This window comes from Oceanicella sp. (assembly GCF_056449545.1).
The window spans coordinates 1-15,055 of the sequence record NZ_JBWOMN010000091.1; the positions used below are offsets into that span (position 1 = coordinate 1).

The following is a 15,055-nucleotide window of genomic DNA, read 5'->3' on the forward strand; positions in this document are numbered from 1 at the left end:
ACCCCGGGGGGGTGCCCCGTCTTTTGCGCTTCAAACGCCCCGTGGCCAATGCGCAAACCGTCGCGGGCCCCCGTGGGGATCGCCGCGCGCGCCGGGCGCCGGGCGCCGATCCTATTTTGCGACCGAGGCCAGGAAAGCCGCCACGTCGTCGCCGCCCTTCTTGAGCTTGTAGGACATCTTCGACTTGGCCTTGCCGTTGTCGAGATAGGCGCGCAGGAACTTCTTCGGGTCCTTGATGAACTGAGAGATCAGCTCCTCGTCCCAGACCAGTCCGGCCGCGCCGGCGGCCTTCATGTCCTTGCTGTACTTGTAGCCCTCGTAGGACCCCGCCGGACGCCCGACCACCCCGTAGAGGTTCGGACCGACCTTGCCGCCCTTGTAGATCATCTCGTCGCCATTCTTGATCGTATGGCACGCCTTGCATTTCTTGAAGATTTTCTCGCCTTTGGCGACGTCGCCTTCGGCCTGCGCGGCGACGGCGGTCACCGTCAGCGCGACGGCGGAAAGGATCGACAGGATGCGAGCGGACATTTGCTACTCCATTGATTGCTGTATCAGGGTCGTCATGGTGGTCTTCGCCCGAGGGTCAAGGCGTTGGGTCGGGATAATAGGGCCTTCGGTCGAGAAGTGTATGCGACAATCCCTCGCCGCCGCAGTTATTTTCCGGCGCCCGGGCGCGCCTTGTCCTTCACTTCGCCCCGCCAGGGCCCCTATCGCCCCGCCAGGCCGGGACCCGGCGCGCGCCGCCCCCGTGATCGGCCCCGTGATCGGCGCCGAAAACCTCCGCGAACGCGGTCTCCAGCGCCATGTCGAGATCCGGCATCGAGGCCGGAATCCCCAGATCCACGAGGCTGGTGACCCCGTAGCCGGTGATGCCGCAGGGCACGATACCGTCGAAATGAGACAGATCCGGGTCAAGATTGATTGAGATCCCGTGATAGCTGACCCATTTGCGCAGCCGCACCCCGATCGCCGCGATCTTGGCCTCGGGCGGGCCGGCGCCGGCGCCATGGGCGCCGGGCGCGAGGTCGGGCCGCGTCACCCAGACTCCGACCCGGCCCTCGCGCCGCTCGCCGGTCACGTTGAAGGCCGCCAGCGCGCGAATCGCCCATTCCTCCAGCCGCCAGACGAACTTGCGCACGTCGCGACCGCGCGCGCCCACATCGAGCATCGCGTAGGCGACCCGCTGGCCGGGACCGTGATAGGTGTACTGGCCGCCCCGGCGGGCCTCGAACACCGGAAACCGGTCCGGGTCGGTCAGATCCTCGGGCCGCGCGCTGGTCCCGGCGGTGTAAAGCGGCGGGTGTTCGAGCAGCCAGACGCATTCATCGGCCGCCCCGGCGCGAATCGCCGCCACCCGGGATTCCATGAATTCAAGCGCCGTCTCATACGGCGTCAGCCCGTCGGATATGCGCCACTCGACCATTGCCGCCTCCCGGTTCCGGCCGCGCGCCGCGACGCCGCGGCGCGACCTTCGCCCGCACAGGTAATCGCTGCCGGCGCCGGCGTCGAGTCTCAGCCTCGCGGGAAAACTCCGCGCGGCGAAATCCGGCCTTCACAAACCCGGACCCCCTTGATATACGCCGCTCCACACGAGATGCGGTCGTGGCGGAATTGGTAGACGCGCAACGTTGAGGTCGTTGTGGGGTAACACCCGTGGAAGTTCGAGTCTTCTCGACCGCACCATTGTTTCTGGACAGCATGTTGGTTCTGGATCGCCATTCGGGACGCCGCCGCGCGTCCCCGCCCCGGCCCGATCGAAAAATCGCCCGGGGGATCCCCGCTTCCGAAACCGTCGTCCCCGAAACCGTCGTCCCCGAAACCGTCGTCCTCGAAACCGTCGTCCCGGAAAACCATGCCGGCTGATCCGCCCCCCGCGCCCGCATCCGCCCCGATCTTCGACGCGATCGTGCTCGGCGCCGGGGCCGCGGGGATGTTCTGCGCCATCGAGGCGGCGCGGCGCGGGCGCGCGACGCTGCTGCTCGATCACGCCCGGGCGCCGGGGGAAAAGATCCGCATCTCCGGCGGCGGACGCTGCAATTTCACCAATCTCAACGCCGGCCCCGGCAATTTCCTGTCGCAGAACCCGCGCTTCTGCGTCTCGGCGCTGAAACGCTTCTCCGCAGCGGATTTTCTGGCCCGGGTGGAAAGCCACGGCATCGCCTGGCATGAAAAGGCGCGCGGGCAGCTGTTCTGCGACGGTTCGGCGCGCCAGATCGTCGCCATGCTCACCGACGAGCTGCGCGACGCCGGCGCGACGCTGCGGCTGGGGGTCGAAATCGGCGAGGTGACGCGCGACGGCGACGGGTTCGCGGTGCCGACCGCCGCCGGGACCCTGCGCTGCCGCAAACTGGTGGTGGCGACCGGGGGCAAGGCCATTCCGAAGATGGGCGCCAGCGGTTTCGGGCTCGACCTCGCGCGCAGATTCGGGCTGCGCCTGACCGAGACCCGCCCGGCGCTGGTCCCGCTCACCTTCGAACCGGCGACCCTGGCGGCGCTGAAACCGCTGGCCGGGGTGGCCTGCGACGCGCGCATCGCCTGCGGCAAGACCCGCTTCAGCGACGCGCTGCTGTTCACCCATCGCGGGCTGAGCGGCCCGGCGATCCTGCAGATTTCATCCTATTGGCGCGAGGGCGGGGAGATCGCCATCGACCTCGCCCCCGGGCTGGAGCTGTTCGAAATCCTGCGCGACGCGCGGCGCCGTCACGGGCGCCAGGCGGCGCGAACCGCGCTGGCGCTGCATCTGCCGCGCCGTCTCGCCCAGCACATCGCCGCCGCGCAGGGCGCGACCGCCAACCTCGCGGATCTGTCGGACAAGCGCCTGCGCGCGCTGGCGGGGGCGGTCAAGGACTGGCGCGTCACGCCCGCGGGCTCCGAGGGCTACCGCACCGCCGAGGTCATGCTCGGCGGCGTCGACACCGGTGAGCTGAATTCGAAAACCATGCAGGCGACGCGCGTCCCCGGCCTGCATTTCATCGGCGAGGCGGTGGACGTGACCGGCTGGCTCGGCGGCTACAATTTCCAATGGGCGTGGTCCAGCGGCTGGGCGGCGGGTCAGGCGGTCTGAACCGTTATTGCAACCGCTCGCGCGGGGCGGCAAGCGGCTCGGGGGCTGCCTCGGGCTCCGCCGGCTCCGGGTCGAACTCCACGCCGATGCTCTTCTGGCTGCGGGCGCCCAGATCCTTCAGTTTCTCCAACTGGCCCAGCATGTTGCCCCGCCCACGCGACAGCTTGTCCAGCGCCGAGTCATGAGCGGTCCGCGCCTTGTCCAGATGCGCGCCGACGGCGCTCACGTCATCGACGAAATTCGCCACCTTGTCATAGAGCAGCCCGGCGCGCCTGGCGATTTCCTCGGCGTTGCGGTTGCGCCGCACCACGGTCCAGACGTTCTCGATGGTGCGCAGGGTCATCATCAGCGTCGTCGGGGTGGCGATCATCACCCGCTTCTCGGCGGCGTAGGCGGTGAGATCGCCGCGCGCGCGCAGGGCCTCGGACAGGGCGCTCTCGATGGGCATGAACATGATCACGTAATCCGCCGCGCCGGCGTCGAGCCGGTGGTAATCCTTGGCCGACAACGCATCGATATGGCCGCGGACCGAAACCACATGGCGCTTGACCGCGGCGGCGCGGGCGGTGTCGTCGATGGCGTTCACCGCCTCCTCATAGGCGGTCAGCGACACCTTGCTGTCGATCACCAGCGACCTGTTTTCGGGCAGGCGCACCACCACGTCGGGGCGCAGGGCGCGACCGTCCTCGGCCCGGTGATGCACCTGCACCTCGTATTCCTCGCCTTCGCGCAGGCCGGATTGCTCCAGCAGCGACGCGAGGATCATCTCGCCCCAGGCGCCCTGTTTCTGGCTGTCGCCCTTGAGCGCCCGGGCGAGGTTTTCCGCCTCGCGCGACACCGCCTCGCTGCGCGCGGTCAGCGACTTGATCTCGGCCGTCAGTTCGTGGCGCTCCCTCGCGGCCGCCGCGTGCACCTCGCGCAGCTGGCGCTCGAAACCGCCCAGATGCTCCTTCAGAGGGGCCAGCACCAGCGTCAGCTTTTCCTCGTTGGATTTCTTGAAATCCTCGCCATGGCGGCGCAGGGCCTGATCGGCGAGATCCTTGAATTCCAGCGCCATCCTTTCGCGGGCGTTTTCCAGCAGGGCCAGCTTTTGCGCCGCGGCCTCGCGTTCCTGGCGCAGCGCTTCGGTGCGCGCGGCGAGCGTCGCGTCCAGCGCCGACAGGCGGTCGCGCAGTTCGGCGGTCTCGGCGCGGGCGGCCTCGGCGCGGGCGCGCTCGGCGTCAAGCGCGCGCTGCAGCGCCGCCGTCGAGGCCTCGAGCCCGGCATGGGCGGTCAGGGCCGCGTCGCGCGCCGCCGCCAGCCGCGCCGCCGCCGCGCGCTCCTCGGCCTGCGCCGCCTCCTGGCGGGCCAGCCGGTCGTCGAGCCCGTCAAGCTGGGCGGCGAGCGTCGCGGTCTCGCGCTCCAGCGCCGCGCGCGCCGCCTCGGCATGGGCGCGCGCGGTCTCGGCCTTGTAGAACCGGGCGCCAAGTTCGGCGATCTCCTTGCGGCGCTGACCCAGAACGAACAGGCCGACGACAAGCGCCAGAAGCGCCGCGAAACCGGCGATGACCGGGTAAAGCTCCTGAAACGGCATGGAAGTCTCCGCGTTTGGCGCTGATCGGGGCGGGCGGGGCCATGGCCCAACCTACCGCCGCCGACGGCAAGCGCAACCGCGAAGCAACGCCCGGCGCCGGGGCGCCCGCGTCAGGCGATCACCCGGCGAGCCGGCGGAAGAAGGCGCGGTATTGGTCCAGCGCGAGGTTGTCGATCGCCGCCGCGGCGTCGGGCGCCAGCCAGTCGAGCCGCACATGTTCGTCGCCAAGCGCCGCGGGGACGCCGTCCCAGTCGCGGACCAGAAACACGCCGATGCGAAACAGCGCCGGCCCTTCGCGCATGTCAAAGCCGCCAAGGCGTTTCGGCGCGGCGATGCGCACGCCCAGCTCCTCGCGGCATTCGCGGATCGCCGCCTCGGCGCCGGTCTCGCCGGGCTCCACATGGCCGCCGGGCAGCGCCCAGAGGCTGGGGTAGATGGCGCGCGCGGCGCTGCGCAGGCCCAGCAGGATCTTGCCGTCGCGCCAGAGAATCACGTCGCTGAAGCGGATCACGGTCTCGCCCATCACGCGTCGCGGGCCGCGAACGCGAAAAGGGCCGCGATGCGCGGCCCCCTGCGGATCTCGATCGCCGCTTCGCCCGGCGCGTCACCCATCAAGAAAACTGCGCAATTTGCGGCTGCGCGACGGATGCTTGAGCTTTCTCAGCGCCTTGGCCTCGATCTGGCGAATGCGTTCGCGGGTCACGGAAAACTGCTGGCCGACCTCTTCGAGCGTATGGTCGGTGTTCATGCCGATTCCGAAACGCATGCGCAGCACCCGTTCCTCGCGCGGGGTGAGGGAGGCGAGCACCCGCGTCGTGGTGTCCTTCAGGTTCGACTGGATCGCCGAATCCAGCGGCAGCACCGCGTTCTTGTCCTCGATGAAATCGCCGAGCTGGCTGTCTTCCTCGTCGCCGATCGGGGTTTCGAGGCTGATCGGCTCCTTGGCGATCTTCATCACCTTGCGGACTTTTTCCAGCGGCATCTGCAGCTTGGCCGCCAGTTCCTCGGGCGTCGGTTCGCGGCCGATCTCGTGCAGCATCTGGCGGCCCGTGCGCACCAGCTTGTTGATGGTCTCGATCATGTGCACCGGAATGCGGATGGTGCGCGCCTGATCGGCGATGGAACGGGTGATCGCCTGGCGGATCCACCACGTGGCGTAGGTGGAGAACTTGTAGCCGCGGCGGTATTCGAACTTGTCCACGGCCTTCATCAGGCCGATGTTGCCCTCCTGGATCAGGTCCAGGAACTGCAGGCCGCGATTGGTGTATTTCTTGGCGATGGAGATCACCAGACGCAGGTTGGCCTCGACCATCTCCTTCTTGGCGATGCGGGCCTCCTTTTCGCCTTTCTGCACGGTCTGCACGATGCGGCGGAATTCGGGGATGTCGACGCCCACATGCTGGCCGATCTCGCCGATCTCGGTGCGGGTGTCCTCGAGCCGCTGGCGCGACCGCTCGACCATCGCCGCCCAACCGCGGGATTTCAGGGCGCCGACCCGGTCGATCCAGCCGGGATCGAGTTCGGAGCCGCGATACTCCGCGATGAATTCCTTGCGGTTGACCTTGTTCTGGTCGGCCAGCTTGACCAGCACGCCCTCCAGCGACATCAGGCGGCGGTTGATGCCGTAAAGCTGGTCGATCAGCGCCTCGATGCGGTTGTTGTGGAAATGCAGTTCGTTGACCAGTTCGACGATCTCCGAGCGCAGGCGCTGGTATTCCAGTTCCTGCCCGGCGGAAAACGCCTGCTCCTCGCTCAGCGCGGCGGAGATGCGGCTGTCCTGCATGGCGTGCAGTTTTTCGTAATCGTCGGCGATGCGGTCGAGCATCTCCAGCACGCGCGGCTTCAGCGCCGCCTCCATGGCGGCGAGCGACAGATTGGCCTGCTCGTCCTCTTCCTCGTCGTCATCCTGCTGAGCGCCATTGGTCTGGGCGGCCTCGCCCTGGGCGGCGTTGGTCTGTGCGGCGTTGGTCTGTGCGGCGGGGGCCGAGGCGCCGTTGGCGCCGTGGGCGGCGGGGGCCGGAGCGTCGGCGGCAGGCGCGCCGTCTGCGGCGACGGGGGCGACGACGGTTTCCTCCTCGTCCTCCTCCATATGGGCGCCGAAGGTGGTTTCGAGGTCGATCACGTCGCGCAGCATGATCTTTTCTTCGAGCAGCTCGTCGCGCCAGATGGTGATCGCCTGGAAGGTCAGCGGGCTTTCGCACAGCCCGGCGATCATCGTCGAGCGCCCGGCCTCGATGCGCTTGGCGATGGCGATCTCGCCCTCGCGGCTGAGCAGCTCCACCGAGCCCATCTCGCGCAGATACATGCGCACCGGGTCGTCGGTGCGATCCAGGGTCTCGCTGGTCGTCGTGGTGGTGGCGACCTCCTTGGACTTGGAGACCGGCTCGACCTCTTCGGAGTCGCTCTCCTCCTCCTCGACCACGTTGACGCCCATGGCCGAAAGCAGCGACATCACGTCCTCGATCTGCTCGGAGGACACCTGTTCGGGCGGCAGCACCTTGTTGAGCTCGTCGATGGTGATGTAGCCCTTGGCCTTGGCCGTGGCGATCATCTTCTTGGTCGCGGCCTGGCTCATGTCCAGCATCGGGCCGGCGTTTTCCGCCTGGTCTTCGTCCTTGGTCTCTTCGATGTCCTTGGCCGCCATGTAGGTCTCCGAATTCCGATGCGCGCCGGATGCCGAAATCAGGGTCGCGCGCAAAGCGCGACCGCCGCAATCGGACGCATGAATGTCCATCTGCCAGCATATAGGCGATTCGCAAAACGAATCACGTATCGCCGCGTCGATTCTTTGCAGGCTTCTTTACCCATATACGGGCCTCATGTAAGGCCCGAAGCTCATCCTGCAACGCCTGGTCGGCCTCGGCGACCGCGGATTCGGCGCCCGCGGCGCCTTTGCCGGCCGAATCGCGCACCCGCATGGCGTTGCGGAATCGGTGGGTGAATTCGTCGCCGTTCTCAACGCACAGCTCGCGATTGGCGTTGTCGATCTCACCCTGCACCGAGGGCTGCACGCCGTGCAGCGCGAAGGCCTCCGCCAGCGTTGCGGCGGCGATGTCCGGGGCCGCGCCCTTCGCCAGCCCCGGCGTCGCGGCGATGGCCCGGGCGGCGCGCAGCTCCGGCAGCGGGTCCTCGCCGAGCAGGCGCGCGAGTTCGGCGCAAAGCGCGTCGCTGGCCTCGGCCTCGGGCGCCTCCAGCGCGGCGGGCAGCGCCATCAGCATCGCGTCGCGCAGGCGCGCGAGGTCGGGATGGGCGAAATGCGCGCTCGCCAGCTGGTCCTCGAACCGGTCGGCCAGCGCCGCGTGATTGATCATGCCCAGCAGGATGGCGCATTCGCGACCGCGCGAATCGCCGGTCGCCGCGCCCATGGCCAGGGCCGTTGCCTTCAGTTCCGTCGAGGGGCCGCCCCAGCCGATCGCGCCCGCCGCGCCCTGACCGCGCCGCCCCTGGCGAAACCCGCCCTGACGCTCGCCGAAACCCTGCAGGCGCCCCCCCTGCCCGCCCCGGGCGTCCCGCCCGCCCCGCCAATCGCCCCGCCAATCGCCCCGCCAGTCTTCGCGGGCCGGGCGGAACAGCGCGCGCCGGCGTTCGGCGACGGCCTCGCCGTAATGGCGGCGCAGGCCGGGATCGCCGATCCGCCCCAGCGCCGCGCGCAGCCGCTGGTCCAGCGCGGCGCGGCGCTCGGGGCTGTCGAAATCCCGGCCCTCGGTCTCGCGCCGCCACAGCATTTCGACCAGCGGCAGCGCGCCGTCGAGCAGCGCCTGCATGGCGTTCGCGCCCGAGGTCTTGATCAGGTCGTCCGGGTCCAGCCCCTCGGGCAGCATGCAGAACCGCAGGGTCTTGCCCGGCGCCAGCAGCGGCATCGCCATGTCCGCCAGCCGCATCGCCGCGCGCAGGCCCGCCTTGTCGCCGTCGAGCGCGATGATCGGTTCGTCGGCCATGCGCCACATCAGCCGCAGCTGGTCCTCGGTGACCGCGGTGCCCAGCGGCGCCACCGCATCCTCGAACCCGGCCAGCGCCAGCGCGATCACGTCCATGTAGCCCTCGGCGACGATCAGCCGCCCGGATTTGCCCGAGGCCGCCCGCGCCGGGCCGTGATTGTAAAGCGAGCGCCCCTTGTCGAACAGCGGCGTCTCCGGCGAATTCAGGTATTTGGCCCGCGCGTTCGGATCCATGGCCCGCCCGCCGAAGGCGATGCAGCGCCCGCGCGGATCGCGGATCGGGAACATGATGCGCCCGCGGAACCGGTCATAGGGCCGGCCGCCGTCATCGGGGGCGATCACCATGCCGGTTTGCGCCATCATCTGCGCCGAAACGCCCTTTTCCGCCAGGTGATCGCGGATCGCGTGCCGGTCGTCGGGGGCGTAGCCGATCTCGAAACGCCCCTGCGCCGCCTCGTCGAGCCCGCGCCCCGCCAGATAGGCCCGCGCCTGCGATCCGCGCCCGGCGCGCAGCTGCAGGCGCAGGAACTGCACGCAGATCTCCATGATTTCGGCAAGCCCCTTGCGCGCATCCTCGCGCGCCGCCGCCGCCGGGTCGCGTTCGGGCAGGGTCATGCCGGCCTCGCCGGCCAGCGATTCCACCGCCTCCATGAAGGACATGTTTTCGATTTCGCGCAGGAAGGTGATGGCGTCGCCGCTCGCCTGACAGCCGAAGCAGTGATAAAATCCCTTGCGCTCGTCGACGTGGAACGATGGGGTCTTTTCCTGATGAAACGGACAGGGCGCCCACCAGTCGCCGCGCCCGGGATTGGATTTGCGCCGGTCCCACGTCACCTTGCGGCCGACCACGTCGGCCAGGCCGACGCGGGCGCGCAGCTCTTCGAGGAATCCGGGGGGCAGGGACATGCCGGACTATCGCCCCCGCAGGACGAATCGGCAAGGCGTCGCGTGCGCCTGCGATGCGCGGGGGCGGCGATCCGGCGCCATGCTCAGGTCCAGTTCGGCATGTCGCCGCCGGGCAGCGCGGCGCGGGCGCGCATGGGCGCGTCGTAGGCGGCGCCCGCAGCGTCGCAGAAAGCGATCAGCAGCGATTCGTCGCCGAGCAGGAAATCCAGCACGAATCCGAGGAATTCCGGCTCCCCCGCCCGGGCGCGCAGATCGTCGGCCGAGGCCCCGGCGGCGCCCAGAAACCCGCCAAGCGCGTCCTCCTGCCCGGCGATCCAGCCCAGCGCCTCGATGGCCAGCCGCTCCGCCGCATCCCGGTTCATGGCATCCTCCGCCTTCCGCTTCCGGTCCCGGTTCTCGACCATCCCATGCCCCGTGTCCAGCCGCCCCGTCCAGCCGCCCCGTCCAGCCCCCCCGTCCAGCCGCCCGGGTCACCGCCCGCGCCGGCGCGTCCGGGCTGTCCCGGTAATGCTTCGTTAACAAATTTCATGTCCAATCCGCATTGTCGCCTGAGGGTGCAGACATCACCGGCTCAGGCAAGCGGCGGGCGTCGATTTCGGCGGTCGCGCAAAAGCCGATGACCCGGTCAGGGACGTTATTTTGGTGGGAGCCGCGTCGCGGTCGGCGCGCATAGCGGGAGTGCAGCATGACTGGACGCATCCTGGTCGTCGATGACGTGGCAACCAACCGAATGCTGCTCGCCGCGCGTCTCGGGGCCAGCTATTACGACGTGCTCACCGCGTCCGACGGGCCCGACGCGCTGGAAATCTGCGCCGAGGAGGAGCCCGACCTTATCCTGCTCGACGTGATGATGCCCGGCATGGACGGCTACGAGGTCTGCCGTCAGCTCAAGAGCAACCCCGCCGTCGCGCATATTCCGGTGATCATGATCACCGCGCTCAACACCGCCGAGGAACGGGTGCGCGGACTGCTCGCCGGCGCCGATGATTTCCTGTCCAAGCCGTTCAACGAACTGGAGCTGAACGCCCGGGTGCGCAACCTGCTGCGCATGAAGATGATGATCGACGAACTGCGCCTGCGCGAGGAAACCACCGCCGCGCTCGGCATCGACGCGCCGCGCCCGGACCTGCTCAACGACGCGGCGCGGGGCAGCGACGTGATGATGCTTTGCGCCGATCCGGTGGCCGCGGCGGAGCGCGCGCAGCACCTGCGCGACGCGCTCGGCGTGCGGGTGCGCCTGCCCGAAAACGACCGCGAGATGATCGCCCAGGCCCTGCTCGACCCGCCCGACGCCATGCTGGTGGAACGCCGCCTGCCCGGCGCCGCCGACGGGCTGCGCCTGGTTTCGGCGCTGCGCGCCCGCCCGGCGACGCGCCAGAGCGCGATCCTGCTGATGGTGCCCGAGGGCGACGCCGAGGCGGCGGCGACCGGGCTCGATCTCGGGGCCAACGACTATCTGTTCGCGCCCTATGACATGACCGAGCTGGTGGCGCGGCTGCGTTCGCAGCTGCGGCGCAAGCGCTATTCGGATCATCTGCGCGATTCGGTGCGCGACGGGCTGATGATGGCGGTCACCGACCCGTTGACCGGGCTGTTCAACCGGCGCTACGCCTCCACCCATCTGGACGGGATGCTGCGCCAATGCTCCGGGGCGGGGATGCCGCTCGGGGCGATGATGCTCGATCTCGACCGCTTCAAGATGGTCAACGACACCTATGGCCACGCGGCGGGCGACGAGGTGCTGCGGGAATTTTCGCGCCGCCTGAAGGCCAATGTGCGCGGCGCCGATCTCGCCGCGCGTCTGGGCGGCGAGGAATTCTTCGTGGCCATGCCCGACGCCTCGGAAGAGGAGGTCGCCGCCGCCGCCGAGCGCGTGCGCCAGGCGGTGGTGGAAAGCCCGTTTGAAATCGACAATGGCGCGGAAACGATCAATGTCACCGTCAGCATCGGCGTCGCCATGGCGACGATTGGCGAAAACGACGGCAATCGGTTGATCGATCGCGCGGACACGGCGCTCTACAGCAGCAAATCCGCGGGCCGCAACCGGGTGTCCTTCAGCCACGCGGCCTGAGCGCAGCCGCCGCTCGCGCCCCGCCATACCCCGCGCCGCATGGCCAAAGCGTCCTCGGCCGCAGGCGGCGATGCGCAAGACGACGCTTGCGCCCCGACAAACGCGTTCGCCCGGGATTGCGGCGCGCGGCGACCGGGATCCGATCGGCCGGTTTCGCAGCCATCGCCCTGCGCGGCGCCGCCTATGTGGCGCGCTGGATCGCGACCTGCCCCGGCGGCATCGCCGGCGGCGAGATTCGCATCGACGGGCTGGCGCAGACCAGCACCGACGTGCTGGTGCGCCACGAACTGCCCGGCGGCGGCGTGCCGACCCCCCGGCTCACGCCCGGCGAGCCGGCTTTCACGGCGCCGCGCCAGCCCGGCGGGTTGGAGGCGGTGCGCGCCTATCTGGTTCTCGGCTTTCGGCATATCCTGAGCGGCATCGACCATCTGGCCTTCGTGCTGGCGCTGCTGCTGCCGGTCAAGGGCGCGCGCCGGCTGATCGTCACCGTCACCGCCTTCACCCCGGCGCACGGCCTGACCCTGGCCGGGGCGACGCTGGGCCTGGTCAATCCGCCCGGCCCGCCGACCGAGGCGACCATCGCGCTCAGCATCATGTTCGTGGCGTCGGAGATCATGCATGGCCGTCAGGGAGCCCCGGGCTCACCGCGCGCCGCCCGTGGGTCGAGGCCTTCACCTTCGGGCTGCCGCACGGGTTCGGCTTCGCCGGCGCGCTGGCGCAGATCGGTTTGCCGCAAAGCGCCATCCCGATCGCGCTGCTGTTCTTCAATGTCGGGGTCGAACCGGGCCAGCTGGCCTTCATCGCCGCGCTGATGGCGCTGGGCCGCATGGCGGCGCGGCGGCCGGCGATCGCCAACCGGCCCTGGTTCGCCGCCGCGCCGCCCTACGCCATCGGCGGCCTGGCGGCGTTCTGGGTGATCCAGCGCCTCGCCGGGGTCTGAACGCGGGGCGCGCGGGCCCGTCTCGCCGCGGAGGCGCGCTTCAGTCCTTGCGCCAGCCGCGATGGTCGCGGCGGCCCATCATGTGCCCGAATTCAGGGCGATGGCGCAGCCGCCGGGCGATCTGGCGCCGGGTGTCGGCCTCCAGCCCGCCCATGAACCGCACGAACACCGCATCCACCATGGCGCGGCTGCGGGCTTCCGCCTCGCGGGTGCGCGCCAGCGCCGCGGCCAGCGCGGCGGCGTCGAGGCGATCCGCCTCCAATGCCCCGGCGATCTCGTCGCGCGCGGTCTTCTGGGCGGCGCGCAAGGCATCGAGTTCGCCGCGCCGATCGCGCAGCAGCGCGTAGGCGGCGTCGCGCTCCGCATCGGGCAGCGCGTGAAAAACCTGATACAGCGTGATGCGGTCAAAGCCCGAGGGCAGTTCGGCGTGGGACATCCCGCCCATGCGCATGACCATCCCGACCCCGGCGCCCAGCACCAGCAGGTTGAGGCACACCGAAACCACCAGCGCGATCGTCACCCAGCGGCGGGGTTTCGCCCCGGCGCCGGCGGGGCTCGCGATTTCCGGTCGGTTGGCCATGGTCGGCGTCTCCTTGGATCCGGCGGCGCGGATCCGGTTCTGGCATTCAGGGATCCGGGGTCAGACCGGCGGCGGGCAGCGCGTCGATCTCCGGCAGCAATTCGGCGGTGAGGTAATCCTGTCCGAGCGCCGGCGCGGTCGCCGCCTCCAGCAGGGTCGAGGTCAGCGCCGTCGGCGCGGCGTAGCCAAGCGCGACGCCGACGAAGGCGCTGGCGGCGAAGGCCGCCGGGCGCAGCATGCCGGGCGACAGGCCTCGCAGCCAGGCCGCCAGCCGCGCCGCCTGCATCGCCGCCTGCGGTTTTTCGCGCGGCGGCGATGCGACCGGCGCCGGCGACATGGCGGCCGCGTCGGCGAGGATCCGGGCCATCAGCGCCGCAGATGGCGAAGCCGCGCTTTCAACGGAGGCGGGCGCCGCGCATGCCGCCAGCGCCCCGGCGATTTCGGCGTCAAGCCGGCGCGCCTCGGCCAACGCCGCGCGCGCGGCGGCGGAGCGGTCAACCGCCGCGCGCGCGGCGGCGCGCAGACCCGCCGGCCAGAAATCCAGATCGCCGCCATGGCGCAGCGCCAGATCGGCGAAGCGTTGGTCCGTCATTTCGTCTTCCATCACGGCGCCTCCTTCTTGCCTGCCGTCGATTTCATCGCCGCGCCCCGGCGCGTCCGGCCCCGCGGGGCCGTCGCAGGTTCTTCGCCCCGGTTCACAGCCCCAACCGCCGCCGCTGCGGGGTCAGCGTCCTGGCCAGCGCCCGGCGCGCGCGCGCCAGCAGGCTTTCAACCGCCTCGACGCTCACATCCAGCCGACCGGCGATGTCGGGATTGGACATCTGTTCGAAATGCCGCAGCTCCAGCGCCGCGCGCTGACGGTCCGGCAGCGCCTTGATCGCGTCGCGCAGCGCCGCGCGACGATCGGCCTCGAACATCCGCTCCAGCGCCGAGGGCGCGTCGTCGGCCAGTTCCGGCGCCGCTTCGTCCGACAGCCGGCGGCGCTTGCGCAGGATGTCGACGCAAAGATTCGCCGTCACCCGGTAGAGCCAGGTGGAGGCCTTCGCCTCGCCCGGCCGCCAGTTCGGCGCCTGGCGCCACAGCCGCAGCAGGGCCTCCTGGGTCACGTCCTCGGCCTCCGCCGCGTCGCCCAGCATGCGCCGCGCCTGCGCCAGCACGCGCGGCGTCGCGCGCGCCGCGAGGATGCGCGCCGCCGACTGATCGCCCGCCGCGTAGCGGGCGATCAGGGCGTCGTCATCCGCGCCACTGTCTGCGGATGAGGCGTCGAACGGCATGGGCATGCGCCTCCCCGTTTCCCTCGGCTCGCAGCCGGACCGAACGGGCCCGGCGAACGCCCCGACCCCGCGCGGCGCGCGCCAGGCCGGGAACGGCGGAGCAGTGTCGCCGACCGCCACGGATCAGTCCAGCGGAACGGGACCCCGGCCGGCTTCAGCCGTCATCGCCGTCGCCGTCATTGCCATAGCCATGGGACCGGCCCATGCCCATGCCGCCGCCATGACGCTTGCGCATGGCCTTGGCGCCCGCCTCGGCCTCGGCGCGGGTGACGGCGCCGTCGCCGTCGGCGTCGAAGCGATCGAACATCCGGGCCATGCGCTTGCCGCCCATGCCGCCGCCCATGCCGCCACCGTGATCGCCGCGCCTGGCCGACATCATTTCCTCGGCGCTGAGGGCGCCGTCGCCATCCGCGTCCGCGCGCTCGATCATCTTCGCCGCCATGCGCTCGGCCCGGCGCGCCATGCGCGCGGCGATCGCCGCCTTCATCTCGTCGGCTGTGACCTTGCCGTCGCCGTCCGCGTCGGCCTTCTTGAATCGCGCCATGGGCGCGGCGGCGATTTCCTCCTTGGTGATGCGCCCGTCCTTGTCGGCGTCGAGGCGCTCGAAGGCTTCGTCGATCATGCCCTCGCCGCCGCCCATCATGGCGCCCATGTGGCCGCCCATCATGCCGCCCATGTGGCCGCCGCCCATCATGCCGCCCATGTG

13 protein-coding genes, 1 tRNA gene and 2 pseudogenes are annotated in these 15,055 nt (G+C 70.3%); 5 read left to right on the forward strand and 11 right to left on the reverse strand.

Annotated elements, in window-relative coordinates; all coding sequences use genetic code 11:
- Positions 1-111 precede the first annotated feature (111 nt).
- On the reverse strand, positions 112-531 hold the full coding sequence (locus AC1HC7_RS12635) for a c-type cytochrome (protein ID WP_479497797.1): 420 nt from the start codon (positions 529-531) through the stop codon (positions 112-114).
- Between the two features lie 157 nt (positions 532-688).
- Positions 689-1,486: a lipoyl(octanoyl) transferase LipB gene (gene lipB, locus AC1HC7_RS12640; protein ID WP_479499072.1), complete on the reverse strand. Its 798-nt coding sequence runs from the start codon at positions 1,484-1,486 to the stop codon at positions 689-691.
- A gap of 113 nt (positions 1,487-1,599) precedes the next feature.
- Here lipB and AC1HC7_RS12645 point away from each other — a divergent pair.
- Positions 1,600-1,686 (forward strand) — tRNA-Leu (locus tag AC1HC7_RS12645).
- Between the two features lie 169 nt (positions 1,687-1,855).
- Entirely contained in the window at positions 1,856-3,067 is a 1,212-nt protein-coding gene (locus tag AC1HC7_RS12650; protein WP_479497798.1) for a BaiN/RdsA family NAD(P)/FAD-dependent oxidoreductase, read from the forward strand.
- Between the two features lie 4 nt (positions 3,068-3,071).
- Here the strand turns inward: AC1HC7_RS12650 and AC1HC7_RS12655 are convergent, their stop codons facing one another.
- The 5 genes from AC1HC7_RS12655 to AC1HC7_RS12675 form a co-directional block, all read right to left on the reverse strand.
- Positions 3,072-4,640, reverse strand: coding sequence for a DNA recombination protein RmuC (locus AC1HC7_RS12655; protein WP_479497799.1), 1,569 nt, complete (start codon positions 4,638-4,640; stop codon positions 3,072-3,074).
- Between the two features lie 118 nt (positions 4,641-4,758).
- Positions 4,759-5,163 (reverse strand): NUDIX hydrolase, encoded by a 405-nt coding sequence (locus AC1HC7_RS12660; protein ID WP_479497800.1) that lies wholly within the window; start codon positions 5,161-5,163, stop codon positions 4,759-4,761.
- 81 nt (positions 5,164-5,244) lie between these two features.
- The gene (gene rpoD, locus AC1HC7_RS12665) at positions 5,245-7,284 is read right to left on the reverse strand and encodes an RNA polymerase sigma factor RpoD (protein WP_479497801.1); all 2,040 of its coding nucleotides are present in this window, start codon (positions 7,282-7,284) and stop codon (positions 5,245-5,247) included.
- Between the two features lie 121 nt (positions 7,285-7,405).
- Positions 7,406-9,484, reverse strand: a complete 2,079-nt coding sequence (gene dnaG, locus AC1HC7_RS12670; protein ID WP_479497802.1) for a DNA primase — start codon at positions 9,482-9,484, stop codon at positions 7,406-7,408.
- An 83-nt stretch (positions 9,485-9,567) separates the two neighbouring features.
- A complete protein-coding gene (locus AC1HC7_RS12675) occupies positions 9,568-9,846 on the reverse strand; it encodes a DUF3572 domain-containing protein (RefSeq protein WP_479497803.1) in 279 nt (92 codons plus the stop codon).
- Positions 9,847-10,169: 323 nt separating this feature from the next.
- Here AC1HC7_RS12675 and AC1HC7_RS12680 point away from each other — a divergent pair, with 323 nt between their 5' ends.
- The 3 genes and pseudogenes from AC1HC7_RS12680 to AC1HC7_RS12690 form a co-directional block, all read left to right on the forward strand.
- On the forward strand, positions 10,170-11,555 hold the full coding sequence (locus AC1HC7_RS12680) for a PleD family two-component system response regulator (RefSeq protein ID WP_479497804.1): 1,386 nt from the start codon (positions 10,170-10,172) through the stop codon (positions 11,553-11,555).
- A gap of 374 nt (positions 11,556-11,929) precedes the next feature.
- Positions 11,930-12,175 (forward strand): annotated as a pseudogene (locus AC1HC7_RS12685) (HupE/UreJ family protein); the annotation flags it as partial.
- Positions 12,176-12,237: 62 nt separating this feature from the next.
- Positions 12,238-12,324 (forward strand): annotated as a pseudogene (locus AC1HC7_RS12690) (hypothetical protein); the annotation flags it as partial.
- 211 nt (positions 12,325-12,535) lie between these two features.
- Here the strand turns inward: AC1HC7_RS12690 and AC1HC7_RS12695 are convergent.
- The 4 genes from AC1HC7_RS12695 to AC1HC7_RS12710 all read right to left on the reverse strand — a co-directional run.
- Positions 12,536-13,075: a periplasmic heavy metal sensor gene (locus AC1HC7_RS12695; protein WP_479497805.1), complete on the reverse strand. Its 540-nt coding sequence runs from the start codon at positions 13,073-13,075 to the stop codon at positions 12,536-12,538.
- A 46-nt stretch (positions 13,076-13,121) separates the two neighbouring features.
- The gene (locus AC1HC7_RS12700) at positions 13,122-13,679 is read right to left on the reverse strand and encodes a hypothetical protein (protein WP_479497806.1); all 558 of its coding nucleotides are present in this window, start codon (positions 13,677-13,679) and stop codon (positions 13,122-13,124) included.
- A 91-nt stretch (positions 13,680-13,770) separates the two neighbouring features.
- Positions 13,771-14,355, reverse strand: coding sequence for a sigma-70 family RNA polymerase sigma factor (locus AC1HC7_RS12705; RefSeq protein ID WP_479497807.1), 585 nt, complete (start codon positions 14,353-14,355; stop codon positions 13,771-13,773).
- Between the two features lie 148 nt (positions 14,356-14,503).
- Positions 14,504-15,055, reverse strand: a 552-nt coding sequence (locus tag AC1HC7_RS12710) for an EF-hand domain-containing protein (protein ID WP_479499071.1), incomplete at its 5' end; no start/stop codon positions are given.

Coding starts and splice junctions, on each gene's coding strand:
- AC1HC7_RS12650 (WP_479497798.1), top strand. CDS start 1,856: ATGCCGGCTGATCCGCCCCCCGCGCCCGCATCCGCCCCGATCTTCGAC.
- AC1HC7_RS12700 (WP_479497806.1), bottom strand. CDS start 13,679: ATGGAAGACGAAATGACGGACCAACGCTTCGCCGATCTGGCGCTGCGC.
- AC1HC7_RS12675 (WP_479497803.1), bottom strand. CDS start 9,846: ATGAACCGGGATGCGGCGGAGCGGCTGGCCATCGAGGCGCTGGGCTGG.
- dnaG (WP_479497802.1), bottom strand. CDS start 9,484: ATGTCCCTGCCCCCCGGATTCCTCGAAGAGCTGCGCGCCCGCGTCGGC.
- AC1HC7_RS12655 (WP_479497799.1), bottom strand. CDS start 4,640: ATGCCGTTTCAGGAGCTTTACCCGGTCATCGCCGGTTTCGCGGCGCTT.
- AC1HC7_RS12695 (WP_479497805.1), bottom strand. CDS start 13,075: ATGGCCAACCGACCGGAAATCGCGAGCCCCGCCGGCGCCGGGGCGAAA.
- rpoD (WP_479497801.1), bottom strand. CDS start 7,284: ATGGCGGCCAAGGACATCGAAGAGACCAAGGACGAAGACCAGGCGGAA.
- AC1HC7_RS12635 (WP_479497797.1), bottom strand. CDS start 531: ATGTCCGCTCGCATCCTGTCGATCCTTTCCGCCGTCGCGCTGACGGTG.
- AC1HC7_RS12680 (WP_479497804.1), top strand. CDS start 10,170: ATGACTGGACGCATCCTGGTCGTCGATGACGTGGCAACCAACCGAATG.
- AC1HC7_RS12660 (WP_479497800.1), bottom strand. CDS start 5,163: ATGGGCGAGACCGTGATCCGCTTCAGCGACGTGATTCTCTGGCGCGAC.
- AC1HC7_RS12705 (WP_479497807.1), bottom strand. CDS start 14,355: ATGCCCATGCCGTTCGACGCCTCATCCGCAGACAGTGGCGCGGATGAC.